Annotated in this window: 26 protein-coding genes; 10 read left to right on the plus strand and 16 right to left on the minus strand. The window is 64.7% G+C overall.

All coding sequences use genetic code 11. The features are described 5' to 3' along the window. Window position 1: 1 nt before the first annotated feature. A complete protein-coding gene (locus tag AC1RUK_RS00355) occupies window positions 2–1,129 on the minus strand; it encodes a BMP family ABC transporter substrate-binding protein (protein WP_481837236.1) in 1,128 nt (375 codons plus the stop codon). A gap of 301 nt (window positions 1,130–1,430) precedes the next feature. Between AC1RUK_RS00355 and AC1RUK_RS00360 the strand changes: the two genes are divergently transcribed. After that, complete coding sequence (locus tag AC1RUK_RS00360; RefSeq protein WP_481837235.1) at window positions 1,431–2,114, plus strand: GntR family transcriptional regulator; 684 nt, start codon at window positions 1,431–1,433, stop codon at window positions 2,112–2,114. On the opposite strand, the gene AC1RUK_RS00365 is transcribed toward AC1RUK_RS00360, so the two are convergent. Continuing rightward, window positions 2,080–2,904, minus strand: a complete 825-nt coding sequence (locus AC1RUK_RS00365) for a response regulator transcription factor (protein ID WP_481837234.1) — start codon at window positions 2,902–2,904, stop codon at window positions 2,080–2,082. The genes AC1RUK_RS00360 and AC1RUK_RS00365 overlap by 35 nt on opposite strands. Before the next feature lie 114 nt (window positions 2,905–3,018). On the opposite strand from AC1RUK_RS00365, the gene AC1RUK_RS00370 reads away from it, so the two are divergent. From AC1RUK_RS00370 to AC1RUK_RS00390, 5 genes are read left to right on the plus strand one after another with little or no spacing between them, the layout of a single operon-like run. Further along, window positions 3,019–4,155 (plus strand): ABC transporter ATP-binding protein, encoded by a 1,137-nt coding sequence (locus tag AC1RUK_RS00370; protein WP_481837233.1) that lies wholly within the window; start codon window positions 3,019–3,021, stop codon window positions 4,153–4,155. Beyond that, a complete protein-coding gene (locus tag AC1RUK_RS00375) occupies window positions 4,136–5,299 on the plus strand; it encodes an ABC transporter substrate-binding protein (protein ID WP_481837232.1) in 1,164 nt (387 codons plus the stop codon). The genes AC1RUK_RS00370 and AC1RUK_RS00375 overlap by 20 nt, the downstream gene beginning before the upstream one ends. A gap of 47 nt (window positions 5,300–5,346) precedes the next feature. Continuing rightward, window positions 5,347–6,240: an ABC transporter permease gene (locus AC1RUK_RS00380; RefSeq protein WP_481837231.1), complete on the plus strand. Its 894-nt coding sequence runs from the start codon at window positions 5,347–5,349 to the stop codon at window positions 6,238–6,240. Beyond that, window positions 6,240–7,046: an ABC transporter permease gene (locus AC1RUK_RS00385; protein ID WP_481837230.1), complete on the plus strand. Its 807-nt coding sequence runs from the start codon at window positions 6,240–6,242 to the stop codon at window positions 7,044–7,046. Before AC1RUK_RS00380 ends, AC1RUK_RS00385 begins: the two co-directional genes overlap by 1 nt. A gap of 10 nt (window positions 7,047–7,056) precedes the next feature. After that, window positions 7,057–7,818 (plus strand): SDR family NAD(P)-dependent oxidoreductase, encoded by a 762-nt coding sequence (locus AC1RUK_RS00390; RefSeq protein ID WP_481837229.1) that lies wholly within the window; start codon window positions 7,057–7,059, stop codon window positions 7,816–7,818. 23 nt (window positions 7,819–7,841) lie between these two features. On the opposite strand, the gene AC1RUK_RS00395 is transcribed toward AC1RUK_RS00390, so the two are convergent. The 9 genes from AC1RUK_RS00395 to AC1RUK_RS00435 all read right to left on the minus strand — a co-directional run bounded on the left by AC1RUK_RS00395 (window position 7,842) and on the right by AC1RUK_RS00435 (window position 15,611). Continuing rightward, entirely contained in the window at window positions 7,842–9,350 is a 1,509-nt protein-coding gene (locus AC1RUK_RS00395) for an aldehyde dehydrogenase family protein (RefSeq protein WP_481837228.1), read from the minus strand. Window positions 9,351–9,370: 20 nt separating this feature from the next. Next, window positions 9,371–9,715, minus strand: a complete 345-nt coding sequence (locus tag AC1RUK_RS00400; protein WP_481837227.1) for a cupin domain-containing protein — start codon at window positions 9,713–9,715, stop codon at window positions 9,371–9,373. A 29-nt stretch (window positions 9,716–9,744) separates the two neighbouring features. After that, window positions 9,745–10,086, minus strand: coding sequence for a cupin domain-containing protein (locus AC1RUK_RS00405; RefSeq protein ID WP_436173628.1), 342 nt, complete (start codon window positions 10,084–10,086; stop codon window positions 9,745–9,747). A 24-nt stretch (window positions 10,087–10,110) separates the two neighbouring features. Continuing rightward, window positions 10,111–10,461, minus strand: a complete 351-nt coding sequence (locus AC1RUK_RS00410) for a cupin domain-containing protein (protein ID WP_481837226.1) — start codon at window positions 10,459–10,461, stop codon at window positions 10,111–10,113. Then, on the minus strand, window positions 10,458–11,732 hold the full coding sequence (locus tag AC1RUK_RS00415) for a glycosyltransferase (protein WP_481837225.1): 1,275 nt from the start codon (window positions 11,730–11,732) through the stop codon (window positions 10,458–10,460). The genes AC1RUK_RS00410 and AC1RUK_RS00415 overlap by 4 nt, the downstream gene beginning before the upstream one ends. A 15-nt stretch (window positions 11,733–11,747) precedes the next feature. Further along, entirely contained in the window at window positions 11,748–12,821 is a 1,074-nt protein-coding gene (locus AC1RUK_RS00420) for an ABC transporter ATP-binding protein (protein ID WP_481837224.1), read from the minus strand. Continuing rightward, window positions 12,818–13,612: an ABC transporter permease gene (locus AC1RUK_RS00425; protein ID WP_436173624.1), complete on the minus strand. Its 795-nt coding sequence runs from the start codon at window positions 13,610–13,612 to the stop codon at window positions 12,818–12,820. Before AC1RUK_RS00425 ends, AC1RUK_RS00420 begins: the two co-directional genes overlap by 4 nt. Next, window positions 13,605–14,447: an ABC transporter permease gene (locus AC1RUK_RS00430; protein ID WP_481839614.1), complete on the minus strand. Its 843-nt coding sequence runs from the start codon at window positions 14,445–14,447 to the stop codon at window positions 13,605–13,607. The genes AC1RUK_RS00425 and AC1RUK_RS00430 overlap by 8 nt, the downstream gene beginning before the upstream one ends. 99 nt (window positions 14,448–14,546) lie before the next feature. Continuing rightward, window positions 14,547–15,611, minus strand: coding sequence for a polyamine ABC transporter substrate-binding protein (locus AC1RUK_RS00435; RefSeq protein ID WP_481837222.1), 1,065 nt, complete (start codon window positions 15,609–15,611; stop codon window positions 14,547–14,549). Between the two features lie 228 nt (window positions 15,612–15,839). Here AC1RUK_RS00435 and AC1RUK_RS00440 point away from each other — a divergent pair, with 228 nt between their 5' ends. The 4 genes from AC1RUK_RS00440 to AC1RUK_RS00455 are packed head-to-tail and all read left to right on the plus strand — an operon-like array spanning window position 15,840 to window position 20,754. After that, the gene (locus tag AC1RUK_RS00440; RefSeq protein ID WP_481837221.1) at window positions 15,840–16,778 is read left to right on the plus strand and encodes a GntR family transcriptional regulator; all 939 of its coding nucleotides are present in this window, start codon (window positions 15,840–15,842) and stop codon (window positions 16,776–16,778) included. Between the two features lie 11 nt (window positions 16,779–16,789). Beyond that, window positions 16,790–18,073: a nucleotide disphospho-sugar-binding domain-containing protein gene (locus AC1RUK_RS00445; protein ID WP_481837220.1), complete on the plus strand. Its 1,284-nt coding sequence runs from the start codon at window positions 16,790–16,792 to the stop codon at window positions 18,071–18,073. A gap of 6 nt (window positions 18,074–18,079) precedes the next feature. Then, window positions 18,080–19,465 (plus strand): glutamine synthetase family protein, encoded by a 1,386-nt coding sequence (locus tag AC1RUK_RS00450; RefSeq protein ID WP_481837219.1) that lies wholly within the window; start codon window positions 18,080–18,082, stop codon window positions 19,463–19,465. After that, on the plus strand, window positions 19,465–20,754 hold the full coding sequence (locus AC1RUK_RS00455) for an NAD(P)/FAD-dependent oxidoreductase (RefSeq protein ID WP_481837218.1): 1,290 nt from the start codon (window positions 19,465–19,467) through the stop codon (window positions 20,752–20,754). Before AC1RUK_RS00450 ends, AC1RUK_RS00455 begins: the two co-directional genes overlap by 1 nt. A 54-nt stretch (window positions 20,755–20,808) precedes the next feature. Here AC1RUK_RS00455 and AC1RUK_RS00460 read toward each other — a convergent pair whose 3' ends face one another. The 5 genes from AC1RUK_RS00460 to AC1RUK_RS00480 are packed head-to-tail and all read right to left on the minus strand — an operon-like array spanning window position 20,809 to window position 24,764. Beyond that, on the minus strand, window positions 20,809–21,315 hold the full coding sequence (locus AC1RUK_RS00460; RefSeq protein ID WP_481837217.1) for an L-2-amino-thiazoline-4-carboxylic acid hydrolase: 507 nt from the start codon (window positions 21,313–21,315) through the stop codon (window positions 20,809–20,811). Next, a complete protein-coding gene (locus tag AC1RUK_RS00465) occupies window positions 21,312–22,097 on the minus strand; it encodes an ABC transporter ATP-binding protein (protein WP_481837216.1) in 786 nt (261 codons plus the stop codon). The genes AC1RUK_RS00460 and AC1RUK_RS00465 overlap by 4 nt, the downstream gene beginning before the upstream one ends. Continuing rightward, window positions 22,094–22,954, minus strand: coding sequence for an ABC transporter ATP-binding protein (locus tag AC1RUK_RS00470; protein WP_481837215.1), 861 nt, complete (start codon window positions 22,952–22,954; stop codon window positions 22,094–22,096). Before AC1RUK_RS00470 ends, AC1RUK_RS00465 begins: the two co-directional genes overlap by 4 nt. Further along, window positions 22,951–23,781 (minus strand): ABC transporter permease, encoded by an 831-nt coding sequence (locus tag AC1RUK_RS00475; RefSeq protein ID WP_481837214.1) that lies wholly within the window; start codon window positions 23,779–23,781, stop codon window positions 22,951–22,953. Before AC1RUK_RS00475 ends, AC1RUK_RS00470 begins: the two co-directional genes overlap by 4 nt. Then, window positions 23,778–24,764, minus strand: a complete 987-nt coding sequence (locus tag AC1RUK_RS00480; protein ID WP_481837213.1) for an ABC transporter permease — start codon at window positions 24,762–24,764, stop codon at window positions 23,778–23,780. Before AC1RUK_RS00480 ends, AC1RUK_RS00475 begins: the two co-directional genes overlap by 4 nt. Window positions 24,765–24,776: the final 12 nt, after the last annotated feature.

The following is a 24,776-nucleotide window of genomic DNA, read 5'->3' on the forward strand; positions in this document are numbered from 1 at the left end:
TTCAGGCGGTCGAGCCGACGACGCCCTCGACGAGATAATCCATGCTTTCGAGCTCGATGGCGGTCTCGGCGAAGGCCTGGCCTTCGGTCGCGACGACGCCGCCCTTGTTGCTCTTCAGCGGTCCCTTGATGACGGAGAAGCCGCCCTTCATCATTTCGGCCAGCGTGGCGTCGAACTGCTTGCGCGCCGGCTCACTGACGGCGGGGCCGAGCGGGCTCATCTTGACGAAGCCGTCGGCCAGTCCGCCGCGGGTGAAGTTGGGCAGCGGCTTGCCGGCGATGAGATCGTCGACGAACATCTTGTAGACCTTGGCCCAGTTCCATTCGGCGCCGGTCAGGTATTTCTCAGGCGCCAGCGGGCTCTGGTTGGCGTGGTAGCCGCAGACAAAGGCGCCGCGGCCGGCGGCGGTCTCGACGACCACCTTGGGGCTGTCGACATGGCAGGTGACGACATCGATGCCCTGGTCGACCAGCGCGTTGGTGGCTTCCGCCTCCTTCACCGCCAGCGACCACTCGCCGGTGAAGATCACCTGGCAGGTGATGGTCGGGTCGACCGAGCGCGCGCCAAGCAGGAAGGAGTTGATGTTGAGGAGCACCTGCGGGATCGGCTTGGCGGCGACGAAGCCGAGCTTCTTCGACTTCGAGGTGTGGCCGGCAACGACGCCGTTCAGGTACTGGCCCATGCCGATATAGCCGAAATAGGAGCCGGCATTCATCGGATGCTTGTCCTTGTTCCACATGCCGCCGCAATGGCGGAACTGGACGTCGGGGAATTTCGCGCACATGGCCAGCATATGCGGGTCGAAATAGCCGAAGGAGGTCGGGAAGATCAGCGAGGCGCCGTCGAGGTTGATCATCGATTCCATGGTCTTCTGGACGTCGACCGTCTCGGGGACGTTCTCTTCCTCGACGATGGAGATGCCCTCGACGCCCTTCAGTGCGGCGGCACCCTCGGCATGCGCCTGGTTGTAGCCATAGTCGTCCTTCGGCCCGACATAGATGAAGCCGACGGTGGCGGCGGCGGCGAACGCCCTGCCGATCGGAAAGGATGCCGAAGCCAGCCCAAGTGCGGCTCCGGCGGCGGAGGTCTTGAGCAACTGGCGGCGGCTAAGCATGAATCTGTCGGTCATCTCTTATGCTCCCCTGTAGGACCCTTTCCGGGTCGGTTAACGCCTTCTCAGGAAAGTGCATGCAATCACTGTGCCAGTTCCAAAGCGATAATTTATGCAATAAAATCAGTGAGAGGTGCATGATCTCATGCACAAGCGAGAGGCAATTGCATGCACTTTTTGCCTTGGAAATGGTCAGTTTGACATGGAGATTAAAATTGAGGCATAGAGTGGAGGAGCCGAGTCGAAACAGGCCCTCGAGTTTGCAAAAGGACTGGCCGCAAAAAGACTGGACGGAGGAGACGTGTCGGGAAAGCGCAGCTTGATCAGGTCGGGCACGACCGTTGATCAGATGGTGAGGGCGATCAGCGACCGCATCGTCACCGGCTTCCTGCGCCCGGGCGAAAAGCTCGACGAAACCTCGCTCGCCGCGCGCTTCGATGTCTCACGCACGCCCGTCAGGGAGGCGCTCGGCCAGTTGAGCGCCATAGGGCTGGTCGAGCGACGGCCCAACCGGGGCGCCATCGTCGCCGTGGTGACGCAGGAGCATCTCGCCTCGATGTTCGAGAGCATGGCCGAACTGGAGGCGATCTGCGCCCGCTTCTCGGCCGAGCGCATGACCAGCGGCGAGCGCCGCTCGCTCGAGATCGAGCATCAGGCTTCGGCACGGCTGGTGCAACTGGGCGCCGAAGAGGACTACGAGTATTTCAATACCGAGTTCCACACCCGGCTCTATCGTGGCGCTCACAACACCCATGTCTATGAGATGACCACCATGACGCGCAGCCGGCTGGCACCGTTTCGGCGCGCCCAATTCATGCTGCCGGGGCGGCTCGCCAAATCCTGGCAGGAGCACGACGCCATCGTCACCGCGATCATGCGTGGCGACGGCAATGCCGCTGGCAAGGCCGCCAAGGATCACGTCTCCATCGTCAGCGAGGCCAGCGCCGTTTTTGCCACGGTCGAACCTCTCAGCCCGGAGGTGAGCCGATCTGCGCGTCGATGATTTCGACGAAGCGCGCGAACAGGCCGGCCTGCGACTTGATCTTGAGTTTGCGGTAGATGTTGCGCCGATGGACCTTGACGGTTCCCGGCACGATCCGCAGTGCCCTGGCGATCGATTCCGTGGAGTGGCCCTGAAGCACCAGGTCGACGACCTGCTTTTCGCGTGAGGTCAGCGACAGGCTTTGCCAGATATGCGCGCGATCGAAGTCGCTGGCGACCGCAGCCTGCTCATCGCGCGGGATCGTTGCCGGTTCATCGACCGGCAGGCCCGGCCAGCGCAGCCTGGCGAGGCTGATCACCGCCGGCGCCATGTCGCGCAGCAGCCTGGCGTCGGCAGTTCCGAACGGGCCCGAAGCGCGCAGCCGCATCAGCGAGAGCACGAGCGCATCCTTGCCCGGCAGCGGCACGAAGAAGCCGACCTCCTCGGCAAGCCTGGTCTGGCTGTAATAGGAGCGATAGTACTCGCTGGCATAGAAGCGGTCCGGCGCCAGTTCGCGCATGCGCCAGAAACCTTCCTTGCGCTCGACCGCCGCGTGGTGGAACGGGTCGAGCAGATAAGGCCCTTCCTGGTAGAGCGCGACGAAGACGTGGCTCTCGGCAGGCGAGAACGTCTCGAACAGCAGCGGCGGGCGCGAAGCACCGCGATAGCCGAAGACGACACAGTGGTCGAAGCCGACATGGCCGCGCAGCCAGTCGACCATGGCCTTGCCGAAATGGTCGCCGACCGTCTCGCGCGTCGCCGCGACGGCGGCGGCAAGCCCATTGTACTCATCGCTGCGGGAGACGCCCAATCCATACCCCTCCAAACGATAAAATAGGTTAAATATACCACCAGCGAGGTATATACTAGCTGCCATTGGCTCTGGTAGCGTTTCGAAATTGTCCAGTCGCTGGAGCTCGCAGCCTTGACCGCAGTGCCCGACATCGAGTTTCGCGGCGTCACAAAGCGCTATGGCAGCGTGACTGCGGTCAGCGGCATCGACCTCGCCATCCCGCCGTCGGCTTTTGTCGCTTTGCTGGGTCCCTCCGGCTGCGGCAAGACAACCTGCCTGCGCATGATCGGCGGTTTCGAACAGCCCAGCGAAGGCCAGGTGTTCATCCGTGGCAGCGACATGGCCGGCACGCCACCCTATCGGCGGCCGGTGAACATGGTGTTCCAGCAGTACGCGCTGTTTCCGCATCTCGATGTCGAGGACAACATCGCTTACGGGCTGCGCCAGGCAAGGCCGCGGCTGTCGGCCCGCGAGATCTCCTCAAGGGCAGGCGAGGCGCTGGCCATGGTGCGGCTGGCCGGCTATGGCCGCCGCAAGATCCACGAGCTTTCCGGCGGCCAACAACAGCGCGTTGCGCTGGCCCGCGCGCTGGTCAACAAGCCGGCGGTGCTTTTGCTCGACGAGCCGCTGGCGGCGCTCGACAAGAAGCTGCGCACCGACATGCAGATCGAGCTGCAGAACCTGCAGCGCGAAATCGGCATCACCTTCGTTCTTGTCACCCACGACCAGGAGGAGGCTCTGTCGATGAGCGATTTCGTCTGCGTCATGAATGGCGGACGCATCGTCCAGCTTGGCCAGCCGAGCGAGATCTACGACGAACCGGCCAACCTCTTCGTCGCGGACTTCGTCGGCAAGACCAATCTCCTAACTGGCAAGGTCGCCGGGCACTCCGGTGAACTGGTCGACGTGGCGCTTGCCGACGGCACGGTGATTGCCGCGCGCAAGCGGGTGCCGCTCCGCCGGGGCGAGACCGTGTCGGTCTGCCTGCGCCCGGAATCGCTCAGCCTCGGCGCGCCGGGAAGCGGCCGGCTGACCGGCATCGTCCGCAACCGCATCTTCCTTGGCTCGACGGCGGAATATGCGATCGAGGTCCAGGGCATCGGATCACTGCTCGCCAAGGCCGACCATCTGATCGGCCAGGGCAATCTCTTCAAGCCGGGCGAACCCGTCGCCATCGGCTTTGCCGCCAGAACGCCGCTGGCGTTTCCGGACCCCAAGAACAACGGGACCAACCAGAGGGAAAACCAACATGTCGAAATCCTATCGTGACGGACTGCCGATAAGCCCGGAGAAATTCGTCGATCAACTGATGCGCCTGAAGCGCGGCTCGATCGGCCGGCGCGAATTCCTCGGCCTCACCGGCCTTGGCGTTGCAACGGCGGTAATGGCGCGCGAACTTGGCATCATGCCGACGCCGGCATACGCCGCGGAAAATCTCGGCGACCGCATGTCGATCGCCACCTGGCCCAACTATCACGACCCGGCGACCTTCGAGAGCTTCAAGGCCGAGACAGGCGTCGCGGTCGAAGTCAACGTCTTTGGCTCGAACGAGGAGATGCTGGCCAAGCTGCAGGCCGGCGCTTCCGGCTGGAGCCTGTTCGTGCCGACCAACTACACGATCTCGACCTACAAGAAGCTCGGCATCATCGAAGCGCTCGACATGGCCAAGCTGGCGAATTTCGACGGCACGCAGGAAGACCCGCGCTTCACCTCGGAAGGCACGATCGACGGCGTAACCTATGCGGTGCCGAAGAACTGGGGCACCACTGGTTTTTCCGTCAACACCAAGAAGCTGACCAAGCCGATGACCAGCTGGAAGGAGTTTTGGGACACCGCCATGGCGGAAGGCGACGGCCGTACCATGGTGCACGACTACCAGCTCACCACGATCGGCAATGCGCTGAAATATTACGGCTACTCGTTCAACTCGCTGAAGCCGGACGAACTGGCCAAGGCCGAAGAGTTGCTGCTGAAGGTCAAGCCGCATCTGTTTGCGGTGTCGAGCGACTACCAGCCTTCGATGCGCGCCGGCGATGCCTGGATGACGATGTGCTGGACCAATGACGGAGCGCAGCTCAATCGCGATATTCCCGAGATCGCCTATGTGCTGGGCAAGGAAGGCGGCGAGGTCTGGACCGACTTCTACGCCATCCCGAAGGATGCGCCGAACAAGCCCGCCGGCTACGCGCTGCTCAACTATCTGATGAACCCGAAGGTCGCGGTGAAGGAGCACCTGACCAACGGCGCGCCGTCGACCGATGCGCGGGTCAACGCGCTGCTGCCGAAGGAGGTGCTGGACAATCCGATCCTCTACCCGGCGGCTGAGCTGTTGAAGCCGCTGGAGTTCGGCGCCGCCGCGACACTGACCGATCCTGGCCGCGCCGAATTGATGGCGCGCTTCAAGTCGGCTTGAGCGAGACCGGCCACAAACCCGATCCAGACAATGCGACCGGCGGGCAAATGTCCGCCGGCCCCGAAGCGGTTTTTTCGATGCGCGGCAATCATCTTCGCAAGAATCTCCTGACCGCGCTGCTGCTCGCTCCCGCGGCGATGTGGCTGGTGGTGTTCCTGGTGCTGCCATTCGTCGCCATCGCCATCTTCAGCGTCGGCGAGCGGGCGCCGGAAGGCGGCTACCAGGCCGCTTTCACGCTGGCGCAATATGCCAATCTGCCGGCGCGGGCGACCGCCTTCTGGAACACGATGGTGCTGGCGCCCGTCGGCGCGCTCGCCTGTCTGCTCGTGGCCTATCCGGTCGCCTATTACCTCGCCTTGAAGGCGCCGGAGCGGTGGCGGCTGATTCTGCTGGCGCTGGTCGTCATCCCGTTCTGGACCAGCCTTCTGATGCGCACCTATGCCTGGATGTATGTGCTTGGCGGACGCGGCATTCCGGCGCTTCTCGCCCTTGTCGGCATCGAGGATGTCAGGCTGATCAATACGCCGGGCGCCGTGCTGCTCGGCATCGTCTATGGCTATCTGCCGCTGATGATCCTGCCGATCTATGTCAGCCTCGAACGGCTCGACCGCCGGCTGCTTGAGGCTTCCGCCGATCTGGGTGCTGCGCCGCTCTCGACATTCCTCGGCGTGACGCTGCGCCTGTCGCTGCCCGGCGTGATGACAGGCTTCTCGCTGGTGATGATCCTGCTGCTCGGTGAATACCTGATCCCGACGCTGCTTGGCGGCGGCAAGGTGTTCTTCATCGGCAACGCGCTGGTCGACCTGTTCCTGCAGTCGCGCAACTGGCCGTTCGGATCGGCGATCGCCATCACCCTGGTCCTGGTCTCGGTGGTGGTGCTGATCGCCGCCAACCGCATCTCGACCCGGCTTTCGGGCGCGCGCAGAGTGGATCTGATCTGATGCGCGCCTTCGTCGTAGCGGTCTTTGCCTTCCTCTATCTGCCGATCGCGCTGGTGGTGCTGTTCTCGTTCAACGCCGGCCACCATGCCAGCGAGTTCACCGGCTTCTCGGTGCAGTGGTACGGCAAGGCGCTGTCGAACCCGTTCCTGGTCGAAGCGCTGAAGAACAGCCTGTTCATCGCCACCACCAGCGCCTTGCTGGCAGCGCTGTGCGGCACGGCGGCCGCGCTTGGCCTGCAACGGGTCGCCGCGCGCACGCGCGCCGTCTTCGACGCGCTGCTGGGTGCGGCGATCGTCGTGCCAGGTGTCGTCATCGGCATCTCGACGCTGGTGGCGCTCGTCCAGCTGTTCGGGGTCCTCAATCCGTTCCTTGCCGAGCTGTGGCCAAACGACCAACCGCCACGCCTGGCGCTTGGCTACGGCTCGATCATCGCTGCGCACGGCCTGTTTTCGATGGCGCTGGTGGCAATGATCGTCGGCACGCGGCTCGGCAGCCTCGACCGCAACCTGGTTGAGGCATCGAGCGATCTCTATGCCACGCCGCTGACGACGTTCCGCTCGATCGTGCTGCCGCAGATCATGCCGGCGGTGATTGCAGGTTTCCTGCTCGCCTTCACCTTCTCCTTCGACGATTTCATCGTCGCCTTCTTCGTCGCGGGCGCGCAGACGACATTGCCGATCTATGTCTTCGCGTCGATCCGGCGCGGAGTGACGCCGGAAATCAACGCCATCGCGACGATCGTGCTCGTCGCCTCGGTCCTGCTCGTGGTGCTTGCCCAATGGCAATTGCGTCGAAGAAATCACTGAAAGACGGATCATGATTCTGAGAGATCGCATCGCCGTGGTGACGGGCGCCGGGTCGGGCATCGGGCGCGCCGGCGCCATGATCATGGCCAGGGAAGGGGCGCTGGTGGTGATCGCCGATCGGGACAAGGTCGCCGGCGAAGCAACAGCCCACGCCATCCGCGCCGCCGGCGGCCGGGCCGAGGCCGTGGCGACCGACGTCGGCGAGGATGCGGCGGTGGCGCAACTGATCACAGGCGCGCTGGACAGGCATGATCGGATCGACATCCTGCACAACCATGCCGGCATCCAGGTCGGCGGCACGCTGACCGAGGTCGGCACCGAAGGCATGGATGCGTCGTGGCGGATCAATGTGCGGGCACAGTTTCTTGCCGCCAGGACGGTCATGCCGTCTATGATCGCGCAGGGCGGCGGCGTCATCCTCAACACCGCTTCGAATTCCGGCGTGTTCTACGACCGCGAGATGATCGCCTATGCAACGTCGAAGCACGCCGTGGTGGCGATGACCAGGCAGATGTCGCTTGACTATGCAAGGCACAATGTCCGTGTCAACGCGCTCTGCCCGGGCTGGGTCGACACGCCTTTCAACGAGCCGTTCATCGCCCAGATGGGCGGGCGCGAGGCGATCGAGACCTATGTGCGGACCAAGATCCCCATGGGACGTTGGGCGAGCGCGGAAGAGATCGCCGAAGCGATCCTGTTCCTGGTGTCAGATCGTTCGTCCTTCATGACCGGCCAGGCTCTGGTGGTCGATGGCGGCGAAAGCATCGGCTGAGCCGCGCTTCCGCACCGCTCGCCTCACACGTGCTTGCGGCCGCCGGTCTCGCGGAACCAGCTGTCGGGGTAGGGGTACCACCAGCCCTGGATCTCCGGTCTGTGGTCGATGATCACCATCTTCGAGCGGCGGAAGGCGTCGAGCCCCTGGCGGCCGAGTTCACGGCCGAGGCCCGAGGCCTTCCAACCGCCGAAGGGCAATGCGTCATTGTCGATCAGCGGGTTGTTGACCCAGACCATGCCGGCCTCGAGCCGTTCGGCGGCTTCATGTGCCTCGGCGAGGTCGGTGGTGAACACCGAGGCGCCGAGGCCGAAGGGGCTGTCGTTGGCGAGCCGGATCGCCTCGTCGAAATCCTTGACCCGGCAGATCGCGGCGACCGGCCCGAAACACTCCTCGCGCACGATCGCCATGTCCGGGGTGACGCCGGTCAGGATCGTCGGCTCGTAGAACCAGCCGACGTTGTGCGCCGGCGGAATGCGTCCGCCGGTGACCGCCTTCGCGCCATGCGCAATGGCATCGTCGACCAGCCGCATGATCTTGGCCCGTGCGGCCTCGCTGACCAGCGGGCCGATCTCGGTCTTGTCCAGCCCGTTGCCAATGCGCAGCCCGCGCGTCTTTTCGGCGAAGAGCTCGACGAAGCGGTCATGCACGGCGTCGACGACGAAGAAGCGCTCGGCCGAGGTGCAAACCTGGCCGGTGAGATGGAAGGCGGCGGTGACGCTGCCGGCGGCGGCTACCTCCAGCGGCGCGTGCTCGCTGATGATCAACGGATCGCTGCCGCCGGCCTCGATGACGCAGGGCTTCATGCGCTCGGCGCAGGCTACCGCGACGGCCTTGCCGGCGGCGACCGAGCCGGTGAAGGCGACGGCATGCGTGCGGTCGGACGCGATCAGCGCCTGTGCGGTGGCGGCACCGCCGGGCAGGCAGGAGACGAGGCCCTCGGGCAGCGAACGGAACACGGTCATGTAGTCGAGCGTCGACAGCGTTGTCGCCTCGGCCGGCTTGATGACGCAGGCGTTGCCGGCGGCAAGCGAAGCAGCGACGGTCCAGCACATCAGGAGGATCGGAAAATTGTAGGGCATGATGTGGACGGAGACGCCGTAAGGCTCGTAGCGTGCATATTGGAACGAGCCGGCTTGCGTCGTGCCGGCGACCTTGCCGGCCTCGTCGCGCGCCATCTCGGCATAGTAGCGGAAGATCGGCGCGCAATTGGCGATCTCGCCGATGGCTTCGGGATAGGGCTTGCCCATCTCGCGCACCATCAGCTCGGCGCAGCGAGTAAAATCCGCCGCCTCGATGGCGTTGGCGACGGCATGCAGATGCCTGGCGCGGCTCTTGGCGTCGAGTTTTTTCCACGCGGCTTGCGCTTGCGTCGCTGCGCTGAGCGCGGCATCGATCTCGCTGTCGGCCGCGGCAGCGATGGAGCCGACGGCTTCCAGCGTCGCCGGATCGATCACTGGTTTGTTTGCGCAGGCCATCGGCCGGTAATCCGGATTGACGAAGAAAGCCGGCCGGTCAGCGGAGAAATCCATGGTCGTCCTTTCAGGCCCGCTCAGCGGATCATGTAGACTTTCTTGATCGTCTCATGGACGGTGCAGATGCCTTTCCAGTCCTGCGGGAAGAAGGCAGCCGTGTCCGGCTCGATCTCGACCACTTCGCCGGATTCATGCACATAGGTGCAGCGGCCTTCGAGGAAGTGACAGAACTCGTCACGGGTGACGTGGCAGTGCCACTTGCCTGGCGTGCACACCCACAGGCCGCATTCCGAGCGGCCTTCCGGCCCCTTGTAGAGCAGCTTGCCCGAAGTGCGGGATTGGCCTTCGATCATGGTGGGGATGACGCCCCAGTCGACGAGGTCGGTGATGGCGAGCGGGGATTGCATGATCGGCGTTGTCATTTCGATTGTCCTTGAAAATGCTTCGGTGCTCACCGGCACATGAAGGCCTTGGTCAGCGTTTCGGTGATGATGGAGGTGCCGGTCCAGCCGGCGGGAAAGAACACCAGCGTGCCGGCCTCGACCGGGATCTGCTCGCCATTGTCGCGAACATAGCTGCCGCGCCCCGACAGGAAATGGCAGAACTCATCGGCAGCGAAGGTGATATTGCGCGTGCCGGGCGTGCATGACCAAAGGCCGCATTCGCTCGACCCATCGGGGTGCTGGAACAGGACCTTGCCTGACGCGCGCGGCGAGCCGGCGATCGGCGACGCGCTTGCGCCCCAGTCGTCCAGTTCGACGGTCGAGACCTTCGGCCAATGCGGTGTCGGCATGTCGTGACGCTCCCCCGTTGCTGTTCAGGCCAGCATGTAGACGTTGCGCATGGTCTCATGCACGGTGCATTCGCCGGTCCAACCGGCCGGGAACATGACCACGGTCCCAGTGGAGACTTCTATCACCTCGCCGACATCCGATCGGTAGGTCGCGCGGCCGGCGACGAAATGGCACAATTCGTCGCGCGGGATGGCCAGCCGCCAGCGGCCCGGCGTGCAGACCCAGATGCCGGATTCCGGCTGATTGTTCGGTCCCTTGTGCACCAGCCTGCCGGTGGAGTGCGAAGCGCCTTCGAGCGCATCAGGCTGCGCGCCCCAGTCGACAAGGTCGCTGCGGGAGGAAGCCTGATAGAGATGCGGCGCTGAGGAGATCACAGTAGCTTCTCCAGCAGTCCTGCCGCTTTCTCGGGGCCGATCTGCGATTGCATCTGCGCCGAGGTTTTCGCCAGCTTCGCCTTCATCACCGGATCGGTCAGGCAGGTCTCGATCTTGGCGAGCAGTTCGGCATCGCTCCAATCGTAGCGCTGCATGCCGAAACCGTGGCCGGTTTCCTCGACCCGGGTGGCATTGTCGTGGCCGTCCCAGACATAGGGCATGATGATGGCCGGCTTGCCGAAATAGAGGCACTCGGTGAATGAGTTGTTGCCGCCATGGTGGATCACGGCATCGACCTGCGGGATGACCGAAGGCTGCGGAAACCAGCTCTCGACGATGACGTTGCCGGGCACGTCCGTGTACTGGTCCTTGTAGCCGCCGACATTGACCAACGCTCGGTAGCGGGTCTTGCTCAGCGTGGCGATGATGCGCTTCAGCAGATCGACATCGCCGGCGCCGAGGCTGCCGAAAGAGACATAGAGCAGCGGTCCGTCATTGTTCTTGGCGAAGCTCGGCACCGTGTACGGCTTTTCCTGCCGCACGCAGCCTTCGAGATACTGGAATCTTGCCGGATCGAGCGGATGACGGCGCTTGAATTTCGCAGCCTCGGGATAAAGCAGCAGGTTGAGATAGGGCGAGGCCTCGAAGAACTGTCCGATTGGATAGGGCGCCTCATTGTTGGCAGCGAGGAAGGCGTTGAAGTCGTCATGGATCGGCTTGATCACCGCGTTGAAATGATCGCGGTAGCGCTGATGCCCGGCATGGTCGTTCTCGCCACAGCCGGAGAGGTGCGGCGGGATGTCCTCGTCCTCGATCTCGTTTTCCGAGCAGGAGATGACGCGCACCCACGGCTTGCCGTACTGCTTGATCGCCGGGAACAGGATGACGTTGTCGACGCAGATGACATCGGGCCTGATCTTTGCAAGGACGCCGGGCAGGTCTTTCTGCGCCCATTTGGCGCTGTCGACGATCGCCGTCCAGCAATCTTTCACATAATTGTCGACCTGGTCGTAGGGCGACTTGCGAAAGTTCGGGATGTGGCCGTTGATGAAGTCCTCCCAGAACTTGGCCATCTGCTCGGGCGGCATCGGTTCGGACAGGTTCACCGGATGCGCCTCGAAACCATAACCTTTGTAGACATCGACGAAGCCGGGGTCCGACAGGAACACCGCCTTGTGGCCGCGCGCCTCGACCGCCTGGGCGATGCCGACGGAATTGAGCGCCGGGCCAAAGGCCGCCTCGGGGAAAAACGCGATCGTCTTCTGCGCCATCAAGCTCTCCTTCAATCAATCTGCGAAAATTCTGACATCGGCGGCGTCCCAGCCGAGTTCGATCGTATCGCCGGACGCGATTGGCCGGCGGTCGGCGGCATCGGCGGTGACGCGCACCAGGAACGGTTTTGGCGACAAGGGCGTGCGGACATGCAGTTGCAAGTCGAGCCCCTGATAGGCCAGCGCCTCGACCGTGCCGGTAGTCCGGTTGGCCGTGTCCGGCGACGGGAACAGCCTGATGCGTTCCGGCCGCACCGCGGCGACGGCGGATGCGCCAGGCGAAAGCGTTACGGGGACCTTGTTTGTGATCCGCGCACCGTTGGCCGCCAGCACGCCATCAGCGGTCGCTTTGCCCGGGACAAAATTCATCACGCCGATGAAGTCGGCGACGAAACGATCCGCCGGATGTTCGTAGACCGCATGCGGCGTGTCGCATTGCAGCAGCCGGCCATCCTTCAGCACCGCCATGCGGTCGGCCATGACCAGCGATTCCTCCTGGTCGTGGGTGACGATGACGAAGGTGATGCCGACCTCGTGCTGCAGGCGCTTCAATTCGAGCTGCATGGCGCCCCGCAGTTTCTTGTCGAGCGCGCCGAGCGGCTCGTCGAGCAACAGCAGCCGCGGCCGCTTGACCAGCGCCCGGGCGAGCGCGACACGCTGCTTCTGGCCGCCCGACAATTGCTCCGGCTTGCGGTCGGCGAAGGGGACCAGCTCGGTCGTCGCCAGGATGGCGTCGACGCGGGTGCGGATTTCGGCCGCCGGCAAACGCTCCATTTCGAGGCCATAGGACACATTGGCCCTGACGCTCATATGCGGAAACAGCGCATAGGACTGGAACATCAGATTGACCGGCCGCTTGTTGGGCGGAGTTCTGGCGATGTCGCGTCCGTCGAGCAGGATGCGCCCGTCATTGGGCGTCTCGAAGCCGGCCAGCATGCGCAACAGCGTGGTCTTGCCGCAGCCGGAGGGACCGAGCAGCGCGAAGAACTCGTTCTCGCGGATGTCGAGCGAAATGCCGTCGACGGCGGTCACCCGGCCGAAATTCTTCGACACCTTGTCGATGGCCAGCAGCGTGCGCGGTTCGCTCATTGGCCAATCACTCCGCGGTTGAGCCGCTGCGACAGGGTCAGCGCGGTGATCGAGACCGCCATGACGATGGTCGCCAGCGCGTTGATCTCGGGCGTGATGCCGAAACGGATCATCGCGTAGATCTGCATCGGCAGCGTGGTCGAGGCGCGCCCGGCGCCGGCAGTGAAGAAGGCGATGATGAACTCGTCGACCGAAAGGGTGAAGGCAAGCAGCGCGCCAGCGATCACTGCCGGCAGGATGACCGGGAGCGTCACGCGCCTGAAGGTGGTGAGCGCGGAGGCGCCAAGGTCGGCCGAGGCTTCGACGATCGACCAATCAAAACTCTTCAGCCGCGCGCGCACCACCGAACAGACGAAGGCGAGATTGAAGACGACATGGGCAAGGATGATGGTGTGCAGGCCCATGGTGAGGTTGAGCATCGAGAAGAACGAGAGTAGTGCGATGGCCAGCACGATGTCGGGGATGATCATCGGCGCGAAGATCAACGCCTCCAGCCCCTTGCCGTACTGCCGGCGCATCTCGACGCCGATCGCCAGCAGCGTGCCGAGTAGCGTGGCGATGACAGTCGAGACCAGCGCCACGATCAGTGTGTTGAGGGCAGCCTGCAGGATCGCCGCATTGCCGGCGAGCGAGGCATACCATTTCAGCGAAAAGCCCGACCATGCCGTCGGCAGCCCGCCTTCGTTGAAGGAAAGCGCCACCAGCACGGCGATCGGGATGTAGAGGAAGGCGAAGACGAGCGACAGCACGAGCCAGAGCGCGCGCCGCGTGCCGGGGGAACGCTCAGCCATTGGCGCCTCCGCTGGCTTCCGCCGCGCGGCCAGCGGCGCGATCGGCGAGCAGCGCCTGCGTCATAAGCACCAGCAGCATGATGGCGATCAGTGCCATGGCGAGTGCGGCGCCAAAGGGCCAGTCATTGGCGGTCAGGAACTGGTCATAGACGAGGTTGCCGATCATCTGGAAACGGCCGCCGCCGAGCAGGGCCGGCGTGACGAAATTGCCGATCGACAGTACGAAGACGAAGACCGCGCCGGCGGCGATGCCGGGCACGGTCAGTGGCAGGATGACCCGGCGAAAGGTGGTCAGGGCCGAGGCGCCGAGGTCGCGCGAGGCTTCGGCGAGCTCCGGGTTGAGCCGCGACAGCGGCGCGTAGCAGGCGAGGATGACGAAGGGCAGGTAGTTGTAGACCAGACCGGCGATGACGGCACCCTCGGTGTAGAGCATCGATGGCGGCTCGCCGGTGTAACCGAACCAGCGCAGCAGCTGGGTGATCAGGCCCTCGCGGTTGAGCAGCACGATCCAGGCATAGGTGCGGATCAGATAGTTCGACCAGAACGGCAGCACGGCAAAGAACAGGAACACCGGCTGCAGCCGGCGGGGGGCGGCCGATATGGCGTAGGCGGCGGCATAGCCGATGATGACGGCGATGAGAGTGGCCGTTCCGGCGATGCGCGCCGAGTTGAGGAAGATGCCGGCATAGAGCGGGTCGAACACCAGCCCGAAATTCTCCAGCGTGAATGTGTATTCGATGCCGCCATAGATGCCGCGCCGGAAGAAGGCGAGCGCCAGCACCAGCGCGCAGGGCACCACCATCAGGGCGGTCAGCCAGGCCAGCGCCGGCGCCATCAGCAGGGAGGAGCGAAGTCTGGTTGGGGACACGATCGCGAACCGCATTCGGCGGCCGACGGCGGATGTCCGCCGTCGGCCGTGATCAGTTTGATGCCGCTACTGTGCGGCTTTGATCTCGCTGACGATCTTCGAATAGTCGCGCTGGGCGTCGCCGACGTCGCGCAACTGCTCGAACTTGACGAGGTCGGCTACCGGCATCGCCATGTTGGGGAATTTGGCCAGGAAATCGGCTGGCAGGCTTTCCATGGCCGGCTTGTTCGGCACCTTGTAGTCGATGTTCTGCGCGGCCCAGGCATGGTTCTTGGCGTCGAGCATGAAGTTGATGAACTGGAAAGCGGCGTCCTTGTTCCCGGAAGCCTTCATCACCACCATCGTGTCGACCCAGAGGTCGGAACCTTCCTTCGGGATGACGTATTTGATCTCGGGCTTCTCGGCGATGCCGTAATTGCACCAGCCGTCCCAGGCCTGCACCATCAGCGCCTCGCCCGATACCAGCTTGGAGTAGAAGGTGGTGTCGTCATAGGCGAGCAAGGTCTTCTTGGCCGAGATCAGCAGGTCCTTCACTTCAGCCATCTTGGCTGGATCGGTCTCGTTGACGGAAAATCCCTTGTTAAGCTGGCCGGCGGCGAGCAGCCAGCGGTCGGTCGCCAGCATGGTGGTCTTGCCCTTGAGGTCGTCGGACGGGGCGAGCAGATCGCTCCAGCTGGTCGGTGCCGTCTTGACCAGATCCGAGCGGTAGCAGAGGCCGGTGGTTCCCCAGGTGTAGGGCACGGAGAAGGCGTTGCCGACATCATGCGGCAGCTTGGTCGCCTCCGGATAAAGGTTGGCGAGGTTGGAGACCTTGGCGTGGTCGATCGGCTCGGTCAGGCCGAGCTTGTTGAGCACCTCGGCGAAGGGCGAGGAGACGAAGACCACATCATAGCCCTTGCCACCGGAGGCGACGAGCTTGCCCATGATCTCCTCATTGGTGGCATGCACGACGACCTCGCCGGAAACGCCGGTCGCGGTCTTGAAGGCGGCCATGGCATCGGGCGCCATGTAGCCGTCCCAGTTGGAGATGACGAGGTCGGCCGCGGCGGCCGGCGCCGACAGCGCCAGCGCAAGGCCAAGCGCGATTGAAGACATTGTGTACGAACGGTGCCGCAAAGCGGTGGCGGTCATGACAGACTCCCATTCCGGTTGATCGTCGAATTCGTTTTGGGATCGGCGTTCGCGGTTCTGCCGCAGCCTCGATCCTGTTCCCCGGTCTTTTTTCTCGCCGATTGCAGTGACAGTACTATTGCAGAAAAAAGTACGTCAATCCATAATTTGACAGATGGCTAGGGAATCTGGCCGATTGCGTTCGCGATCGGCCAACCATGGCGGTCATGTCCGTTCACGAGACTAATCATGCAAGCGGCAGCCAGACGACCTCGCACCAACCATCTCGACCTCGCCCAGCGCATCCTGGATGTCGCCCGGCAGCGCGGTTTCGAGCCCGGCGCGCATCTGCCCGAACAGCAGATTGCCTCGCTCTGCAATGTCTCGCGGACGCCGGTACGGGCGGCGTTGCGCCTGCTCACCGAACAGGGTGTGGTGCGCTGGGAGGCCGCTACCGGCTATCGTCTGGTTGCCGACCTCACCGCGCAAGCCGCCGTTGCCGCGGAATTGCCTGTCACGGCTGAGGACGAACTGGCCGAGGCGATCCTGCGCGACCGTTCGGCGCGGCGGTTGGACCAGACTGTGACCGTCGTCGGCTTGATGCGGCGCTATGAAGCTGAACGCAAGACGGTACTAAAAGCGCTTCAGAGACTGACAGAGGAGAATCTCGTCGATCGCGCGCCGGGTCAATCCTGGCTGTTTCGCCGTGCGCCCGACGATCCGGAGGCACAAGGGGAGAGCTACGAGTTCCGGTTGCTGCTGGAGCCAGCCGCCATTCTGACACCGGGGTTCCGGCTGGATGGAGCTCGCGCGGCAGCACTGCGCCAGGGCATGGAAGCGCTGGCGACGCTACCAGATGCGGCGTTCGACACCAGGGAGTTCCAGCGGCTGGATATCGAGTTCCACGGCATGATCGCCGATGGTTCCGCCAACCGCTTCGTTGCCGACGCGCTGTCGGATCACCTCAGGCTGCGACGGCTGCCGGGAACCTATGCCGGCGTCAACGTCTTCCGGTTGAAGCAGTCGCTGCGCGAACACCTCACCATGCTCGACCATCTGGAGAGCCGGCAGTATGAGGTTGCCGCCGACCTGTTACGCGTGCATCTGAGACTCTCGCGCAGCCAGCGGCCGCAAGCGGCCAGTCGCGGTGCGCCCGCACTGTTCGGTATGATCAGCCGGCCGGATTGACGAGGATCATCTTGACGCGCAAAGCCAGCCCGACCATCGCGCTGTTTCCCGAAGCAAGCTTCGGCGCCGCGCTGAATTGCGTCGGCATCGCGCAGGCGTTGCGAGCCCGTGGCGCGCGGCCGGTATTCATCTGCCATGCCGGTTTTTCCGGCGTCTTTGCCGACTACGGTTTTCAGGAATACCAGCTGCCGACCGACGATCCGCTGAGCGACAGCGAGCGGCAGAGCTACTGGCAGGCTTTCGTACGCCGGCATCTGCCGCATTTCCGGCTGAGCCCGATCGACCAGCTCGAAACCTATGTCGCCCCGACTTGGCAGGCGATCGTCGACACCGCGGTCAATGCCGAAGCGCCGCTGCGCCAATTGCTGGGGCGGCTGAAGCCGGACGCCGTCGTGCTCGACAATGTCATCATGTTTCCTGCGCTGGCTAGCGCCGGCTGCCCCTGGGTGCGCGTCGTCTCCTGCGCCGAGACCGAGTTGCCCGACGCGGAGGTGCCGCCCTATCTCTCCGGCCTTGCCGCCGACGATCCAGGCCGCGAGGCATTCGAGGCGCGCTACCTCTCGGCAGTGGCGCCCGCGCATCAGCGGTTCAACCGGCTGCGCGCCGATGCGGGCCTGGCGCCACTGCCGAAAGGACTGTTCCTGGAGGCGTCGCCCGATCTCAATTTGCTGCTGACGCCGACCATCGTGCGCCGGGAGCGCGCCACGCCGCTCGACCCCGAGCGCTTCATCTATCTCGAAGGCTGCGTGCGCTCGGAAGGGCCGTTCGAGGTGCCGGTCTTCCCGCGCAATGGCGGACCGCTGGTCTATGTCAGCTTTGGCAGCCTGGGCGCCATGGATGTCGGCTTGATCCAGCGTATGCTCGCCGTGTTCGACAGGTTGCCGGCACGGTTCATCGTCAATGTCGGTGGCCTGCGCGAAGCCTATCGCGCGGTGCCCGACAATGTCTATCTCGATGCCTGGTTCCCGCAGCCATCGGTGGTGGCGAAGTCGGACCTGTTCATCCACCATGGCGGCAACAACAGCTTTTGCGAGGCGCTGCGCTTCGGCGTGCCGTCGCTGATCATGCCCTATTGCTGGGACGGGCACGACAATGCGCAACGCGCCGGCGAGACCGGTGTCGGCGATCATATAGGCCGTGACGGCTGGACCGAAGGAGTATTGGAGAGAGCCATTCTCGGCCTGCTGGCCGACGATGCAATGCGCGCCCGCCTGAAGGAGAATGCAGCGCAAATGGCGCTGAAACCCGGAACGGATGCGGCCGCGGAAGCCATACTCTCTCTGATACGGACATGAACCGAAATGCCTGACAATCACTCAACCATCACGTCGCCTTTGAGCGGCACCAACGATCCAAAAAGCTGGCTGGCCGCGCATGCGATTAGCGAAGTCGAGTGCCTGGTGCCCGACTTGAACGGCGTGCTGCGCGGCAAGGCCTTGCCGGCGGCCAAGTTCCTCAAGGCGCTGGAAGACCGCGCGCTCTATCTGCCGAGCAGCGCCTTTCTGGTCAGCATCGACGGGCGCTATTCGGGGTCGATCGATGAGGGTTTCGCTTATCAGGACCCGGACATGCGGATGGTACCGGATGTTTCCACGCTCTGCCTGGCGCCCGGTGCCGGTGCGGGGAAGGCCTATGTGTTTGCCGATGCCTTCCACATGGACGACCGTCCGTGGATGGCCTCGCCGCGTCATGTGCTGCGCGCGGTGCTCGATCTCTATCGCCGACGCGGCTGGCGGGCAGTGGTGGCGCCGGAGCTCGAATTTTACCTCACGGCGCCCAATCCCGATCCTGACCGGCCGCTGACCGCGCCGGTCGGCGGCAATGGCCGCACTGAAACCGTGCAGCACCCATACGACATGGCGGCGCTGGAGGAGTTCGAGCCGGTTATCCGGCGCATCTATGATTACGCCGCGGCGGCCGGATTGCCGCTCGACACGCTGATCCATGAATCCGGCACCGCGCAGCTCGAGATCAATTTCCTGCACGGCGATGCGCTGCCCCTGGCCGACAAGGTGCTGTTGTTCAAAAGGATGACGCGGCAAGCCGCGCAGCAGTGCGGCATGCACGCAACCTTCATGGCCAAGCCGATCGCAGCGCAGGCCGGCAGTTCGATGCATCTGCACATGTCGGTCATCGACGAGGCCGGCAATACACTGTTTGCCAGCGCCGATGATGCCGATACCGAAATGTTCGGCCACTTCATCGGAGGGCTGCAGAAATATGTCCCCGAGATCATGCCGCTGTTTGCGCCGAACGTGAATTCGTATCGACGCATCCGCCCGAACCACAGCGCGCCGGCCAACATCGAGTGGTCGCGCGACAATCGTTCTTGTGGTTTGCGCGTGCCGGCCGGAGGGCGAGCGGCGCGGCGCATAGAAAACCGGCTGCCCGGCGCCGACGCCAATCCCTACCTGGCGATTGCCGGCTCGCTGCTCGCCGGCTATCTCGGCGTCGAGGAGAAGATCGCGCGTTCGGCCGAGGCGTCGGGCAATGCCTACAAGATCAAGAGTACGCTGCCGAAAACCATGGAGGAAGCGCTCGACCGGTTCACCGCATGCGACCCAGTGCGGGGGCTGCTCGGCGAGGACTTCTTCCAGTCCTATCTGCGCGTCAAGAGCGTCGAGCTCGATCTGTTCCAGAGTGTCGTGACGAGCTGGGAACGCGACCACCTGCTGCTCAAGGTGTGATGATGGGGTTCAATTCCGGCCTGGATATCGGCAGATCCTATTATGTCGCCACCGCCAACCCGGCGCCGGATCATCCGGCGCTGCAAGGTGAGGTCGACGCCGACCTGGTGGTCGTCGGCGGCGGCTGCACCGGCCTGTCGGCGGCGCTTCACGCGGCAGAGCGTGGGCTGAAAGTCGTATTGCTCGAAGGCGGCAAGATCGGCTGGGGCGCATCGGGGCGCAATGGCGGCCAGATGATCCCCGGTTTGCGCAAGGGCGCCAAGGGGCTGGTCAAGGCTTTCGGGTCGGAACGGGCGAAAGCGCTGTTCGACCTCGCCTTCGAAGCGCGTGGACTGGTGCTGGACATCATCGAGCGCCATGCCATCGACTGCGATCTCAGGCTGACCGGCCATCTGGTCGGGGCGGTGAACGGTTCCGATCTCAAGGACCTCGAAGAAGAGGCTGAGTGCCTGGCCAGCGTGATGAAGTTTCGTGACGTGGAGATTTTGTCGGCGCCGGAGGCACGCGGCAAGGTCGACACGCCCTATCATGGGGCGATGTACGAGCCGCTTGGCGGCCACATGCATCCGCTGAACTACACGCTCGGTCTTGCCCGAGCTGCGGTCGCGGCCGGCGTCATCATCCACGAGAATTCGGTGGCCGTGCGGCTGGAGCGGGAACCTTCCATCCGGGTCTCGACGGCCAAGGGCTCGGTCCGTGCGAAGCATGTCGTGCTGGCCGGGGATGCGCTGCTGCATGGGCTGGAGCCACGCGTCAATAGCCGCATCATGCCGGTCGGCAACTACATCATCGCCACCGAGCCGCTGGAGGGCAAGCGCAATGTCATCCCGGCCAATGTCGCGGTGTCCGACACCCGCTTCGTCGTCAATTATTACCGGATGTCGGCGGATGGACGGTTGCTGTTCGGCGGCGGCGAGCGCTACACGCCGTCACCGCCGGCCAACATTGCCGGCTTCGTGCGGCCGCATATGGAAAAGACCTTTCCGCAGCTCACCGGTTGCCGCATCGATCACGCCTGGGGCGGGCTGGTCTCGGTGACGACGTCGCGGCTGCCGCATGTCGGGCACTATGGCGAGGTCTATTTCGCGCATGGCTATTCCGGCAAGGGCGTCATCCTGTCGACGCTGTCGGGCAAGCTGCTCGCCGAGGCGATCACCGGCGATTCCTCCCGCCTCGACCTGTTTTCGACGCTGACCCCGCTACCGTTCCCCGGCGGCACGGCGCTGCGCGGGCCGCTCTATGTGCTGGGCATGCTGTGGTACGCGATGCGCGACCGTATCAAGCATTGAAGCTTCGGTTTGGGCCAGCGCGGCAAACGCTGTGCTGGCCACCAATCACACGGCTTATGCAGCATCACGGTTGGTCAGCGCGATGTGGCAGCAGCCGGACCCGTGGCCCGGCGTCCAGGTGACATTATCGAAACGCACGCCGGTAGCCTCGAACAGGCCGCGGTCGAAGGCACCGGCGATGCGGCAGAGCGTGGCGAGTTTTTCCTCGCCGACGCCGGCCTCGGCCCAGGCGTCCTTCAGCGGGCATCGCCTCACCTTGAAGGCAATGCGATGTTCACTGCGTTCGACATCTGTCGGATACATGCGGCCGCCATCCGGGCTGATGGCCAGAAATGCCTCGCCGATCGCTGGTGCGTCGTTGGGGCCGAAATCGGCGAAGGCTGACGCGGCGACTTCCCGGCCGCGCTGTTCGATGGTGCGGATCATGACTGCTTCAGCTCTTTCAGCGCCCAGCTCTGCCGTCAATTCGTCGAGGAAGAGGCGATAGAGGTCGGCCCGGTTGCGGAAAGCGGAGTCGAGCTCGCGCGACAGGTTCTCGGCTCTGGCTGCGGGGTCGGTCATGGTGCTGTGGTCCTGTGTAGTTTCGGCGTCGCCGCCACCAGCGCCTGGCCAATCGCCGATTGCGGAGCATTGATGACGGCGCGGGCATCGCCGCTCTCGGCAATCCGCCCGGCGTCGAGGATGACGATGCGATGGGCAATGGCTCTGACGACGCCGAGATCGTGCGAAATGAACAGATAGGCGATCCGTTCCTCGCGCTGCAGGTCGAGCAGCAATTTGAGGATGTCGCCGCGCACGGAAACGTCGAGCGCCGACACCGCTTCGTCGAGCACGATCAGCGATGGTTTGGTAGCGATGGCGCGGGCAATGGCGACGCGCTGGCGCTGGCCGCCGGAGATTTCGTGGATCGCGCGCGGCGCGAGATCGGCATCCAAGCCGACGCGCTCCAGCAGGGCGGCGATGCGGTGCGGGCGCTCGGCGCGCGATGCGATGCCATGGATGCGCAAGGGTTCGTCGAGCACGCGCGCCACCGTGGCGCGCGGGTTGAAGGCGGCGAGCGGATCCTGGAACACCATCTGCAGGCGGGCACGCCGGGCGCGCAAGGCGGCGCCATTCAGGGCGAGGAAATCCTCGCCCTCGAACTGGATGTTGCCGACGTCGGGTTCGATCAGCCGCAACACCAGCCGCGCGATCGTCGATTTGCCGCTGCCGGAAGGTCCGGCCAGCACCAGCGTCGCTCCGGGTTCGATCGCGAAGGAGACGTCATCGACAGCGGCGATGGTTTTGCCGCCGCGATGGTATCGTTTGGCAAGGCCGGAGACGGTCAACAGCGGACTGCTCATCGCAGCATTCCAGCCTGCCGCAGCAGCGGTTCGGCATCGAGGCCGATATGGGCGTCGAGCAGCGCTCTCGTATAGGCTTGGCGTGGGGCGCTGACGATCTGCGCCGTGGCCCCGAGTTCGACCAGTTCGCCATAACGGAACACGGCGATGTGATCGGCAAGCTCGGCGGCCAGCGCAATGTCGTGGCTGACGAACAGCAGCGTCATGCCGTCCTCGGTCACCAGCTGCCGGATGAGCGATACGATCTCGGCCTGCACGATGGTGTCCAGCGCGCTGGTCGCCTCGTCGGCGATCAGCAGTTTTGGCTCGGCGGCTATGGCGGCGGCGATCGCCACACGCTGCTTCTGGCCGCCGGAGAGCTGGTGCGGATAGGCGTGCATGGCGGCGTTGGGGTCGGGCAGGCGGACGCGTTCGAGCAGGGTTTTTGCCCGCGCGCGCGCCTGCGGCCAGTCGAGGCCGAGATGGGTGTGGGCGACTTCGGCGATCTGCTTGCCGACGGTCATGACGGGATCGAGACTGGCCGAGGGGTCCTGGAAGACGAAGCCGATGTCGCGACCACCGAGGGGGACGAATTTGGGTTCGGAAAAGACGGTTTCGGACCTGGGTCGGCGTGCCTTGGCACCCAAGGTGGGCGGCTGTCGCAAGGACCAGTCGATACGACCGCCGATTCCGGCGGAACCCGGCAACAGTCCTGCGATGGCAAGCGCCAGCGTGCTCTTGCCCGAACCGCTCTCGCCGATGACGGCCAGGCGCTCGCCGGCGGCGATGTCGAGACTGACATTCTTCAGCGCCACCACCTCCGCGCCGTCGCGGCGATAGCGCACCGAGAGATCACGGATCGAGAGCAGCGCCGTCACGACAGGCTCCTCCTTACCGCCGTCGTCTCGACCACGCCTTCGCCGACAAGATAGACGCCGAGCACGGTCAGCACGAGCGCCACGCCCGGAATGATCGACAGGAACGGCGCGGTGCGCAAAACAGTGCGGCCCTCCGCGATCATGCCTCCCCAGGTGACGCGGTTGGGGTCGCCGAGGCCGAGGAACGAAAGCGCAGCCTCCGTCAGGATCGCGCCGGCGACGATCACCGACGACAGCGCCAGCACGGGCGGCAAGGCGTTGGGCAGCACCTCGCGAAAGGCGATCTCCAGCGGGTGCATGCCGACGACGCGGGCGCCGGCGACGAAATCCCGTTCACGGATAGAGAGGACTTCGGCGCGCGCGACACGCGCCGGTCCGGTCCATGCACCGAGTGCGATGGCCGCGACGACCACACCGAGCGAGGGGCCGACGACGCTGACGAAAGCCAGCGCCAGCAGGAAGCCCGGCACGGTCTGAAAAGCGTCGGTGATGCGCATCAGAGCCTCGTCGACGAGGCCGCCAGCGAAGCCGGCCAGCGTGCCGACAATCGCACCTATGACAAGCGCCGCGGCTGCCGCCGCCAGCCCGACCGCCAGCGAGGTGCGGGCGCCGTGGAACAGTTCGGCCAGCACATCGCGGCCGAGCCGGTCGGTGCCGAGCGGCAGCCCCCAGTCCTGGAAAGGCGGCAGCAGCGCCGGGCCTGCGATGGCCTGCGGATCACCGGGAAAGAACAGCGAAGCGGAGAGCGCCATGGCAAACAGCGCCGCCAGGATGATCGCGCCGGCGATCGCCTCCGGCGTGCGCAGGAAACGCCGGAACACGCTCACGCGCCAGCCTCGCTGGCGCCGACGCGCGGATCGAGGAAGGCGTAGGCGACGTCGACGAGAAGGTTGATGACGATGACGAGAACTGCGCTGGTGAGAATAATCCCGAGCAGCAATGGGGTATCCCGCGCGGCCACCGCTTCCTGGGCCAGGCGGCCGAGGCCTGGCACGGCAAAGACGCTTTCGATGACGACGCTGCCGCCCAGCATCTGCGCCGATTGCAGGCCGAGCATGGTGACTAAAGGCAACAGCGCGTTGCGGGCGACATGGGCGAGCACGATGCGGCGGCGCGACAGGCCCCTGGAGCGGGCGGCAAGGACAAAATCCTGCCGCCATGCCTCAGCCATGCCGGCCCGCATCATGCGCAGATAGAGCGCGAGATAGATGAAGCCGAGGGCGGACACCGGCAGGACGAGATGGACGGCGATGTCGGCGGCGCGGGCAAGGCCGGTCTTGTCCGATGCCAGGCTCTCGATGCCGCCAATCGGCAGCCAGCGCAGGTCGACGGCGAAGATGACGATCAGCACCAGCCCGAGCCAGAAGCCGGGCACGGCATAGAGCGCCAGCGAGCCGATGGAGAGGAAGCGGTCGCGAAAGCTGCCAGGTCTGGCGCCGGCATAGATGCCGAGCGCCGATCCGAGGCCGAAGGAGAGCGCGGTGGCGCTGCCCATTAGCAACAGCGTCGTGGGGAGGCGTTCGAGAATAACGTCGCGGATCGGGCGCGAGAAGGTGACTGACTGGCCGAGATCGAGATGCAGCAGCGCCCAGAGATAGGTGGCGAGCCGTGTCAGCTCCGACTGGTCGAGGCCCCAGCGGTGACGCAGCAGTTCGATCATGCCGGCGTCGCCGCCGGTCGAGACGATGTACGCGTCGACCGCATCGCCGGGTGCGGCTTCGAGCAAAAGGAAGGTGCCGATGACGACGATCAGCAGCACGAAGATGCTGCCGACGAGACGGCGGCGCAGGAGGGCGAGGGCGCGGGTCATGGGGACAGGACG

It is taken from the genome of Mesorhizobium monacense, from assembly GCF_056781675.1.

Bases quoted from the DNA above. Each gene is read 5' to 3' on its own strand.
- AC1RUK_RS00455 (WP_481837218.1), top strand. From the start codon at position 19,465: ATGATGGGGTTCAATTCCGGCCTGGATATCGGCAGATCCTATTATGTC.
- AC1RUK_RS00405 (WP_436173628.1), bottom strand. From the start codon at position 10,086: ATGCCGACACCGCATTGGCCGAAGGTCTCGACCGTCGAACTGGACGAC.
- AC1RUK_RS00380 (WP_481837231.1), top strand. From the start codon at position 5,347: ATGTCCGCCGGCCCCGAAGCGGTTTTTTCGATGCGCGGCAATCATCTT.
- AC1RUK_RS00460 (WP_481837217.1), bottom strand. From the start codon at position 21,315: ATGACCGACCCCGCAGCCAGAGCCGAGAACCTGTCGCGCGAGCTCGAC.
- AC1RUK_RS00385 (WP_481837230.1), top strand. From the start codon at position 6,240: ATGCGCGCCTTCGTCGTAGCGGTCTTTGCCTTCCTCTATCTGCCGATC.
- AC1RUK_RS00375 (WP_481837232.1), top strand. From the start codon at position 4,136: ATGTCGAAATCCTATCGTGACGGACTGCCGATAAGCCCGGAGAAATTC.
- AC1RUK_RS00400 (WP_481837227.1), bottom strand. From the start codon at position 9,715: ATGACAACGCCGATCATGCAATCCCCGCTCGCCATCACCGACCTCGTC.
- AC1RUK_RS00395 (WP_481837228.1), bottom strand. From the start codon at position 9,350: ATGGATTTCTCCGCTGACCGGCCGGCTTTCTTCGTCAATCCGGATTAC.
- AC1RUK_RS00465 (WP_481837216.1), bottom strand. From the start codon at position 22,097: ATGAGCAGTCCGCTGTTGACCGTCTCCGGCCTTGCCAAACGATACCAT.
- AC1RUK_RS00430 (WP_481839614.1), bottom strand. From the start codon at position 14,447: ATGGCGCCGGCGCTGGCCTGGCTGACCGCCCTGATGGTGGTGCCCTGC.
- AC1RUK_RS00390 (WP_481837229.1), top strand. From the start codon at position 7,057: ATGATTCTGAGAGATCGCATCGCCGTGGTGACGGGCGCCGGGTCGGGC.
- AC1RUK_RS00425 (WP_436173624.1), bottom strand. From the start codon at position 13,612: ATGGCTGAGCGTTCCCCCGGCACGCGGCGCGCGCTCTGGCTCGTGCTG.
- AC1RUK_RS00440 (WP_481837221.1), top strand. From the start codon at position 15,840: ATGCAAGCGGCAGCCAGACGACCTCGCACCAACCATCTCGACCTCGCC.
- AC1RUK_RS00435 (WP_481837222.1), bottom strand. From the start codon at position 15,611: ATGACCGCCACCGCTTTGCGGCACCGTTCGTACACAATGTCTTCAATC.
- AC1RUK_RS00355 (WP_481837236.1), bottom strand. From the start codon at position 1,129: ATGACCGACAGATTCATGCTTAGCCGCCGCCAGTTGCTCAAGACCTCC.
- AC1RUK_RS00420 (WP_481837224.1), bottom strand. From the start codon at position 12,821: ATGAGCGAACCGCGCACGCTGCTGGCCATCGACAAGGTGTCGAAGAAT.
- AC1RUK_RS00415 (WP_481837225.1), bottom strand. From the start codon at position 11,732: ATGGCGCAGAAGACGATCGCGTTTTTCCCCGAGGCGGCCTTTGGCCCG.
- AC1RUK_RS00450 (WP_481837219.1), top strand. From the start codon at position 18,080: ATGCCTGACAATCACTCAACCATCACGTCGCCTTTGAGCGGCACCAAC.
- AC1RUK_RS00480 (WP_481837213.1), bottom strand. From the start codon at position 24,764: ATGACCCGCGCCCTCGCCCTCCTGCGCCGCCGTCTCGTCGGCAGCATC.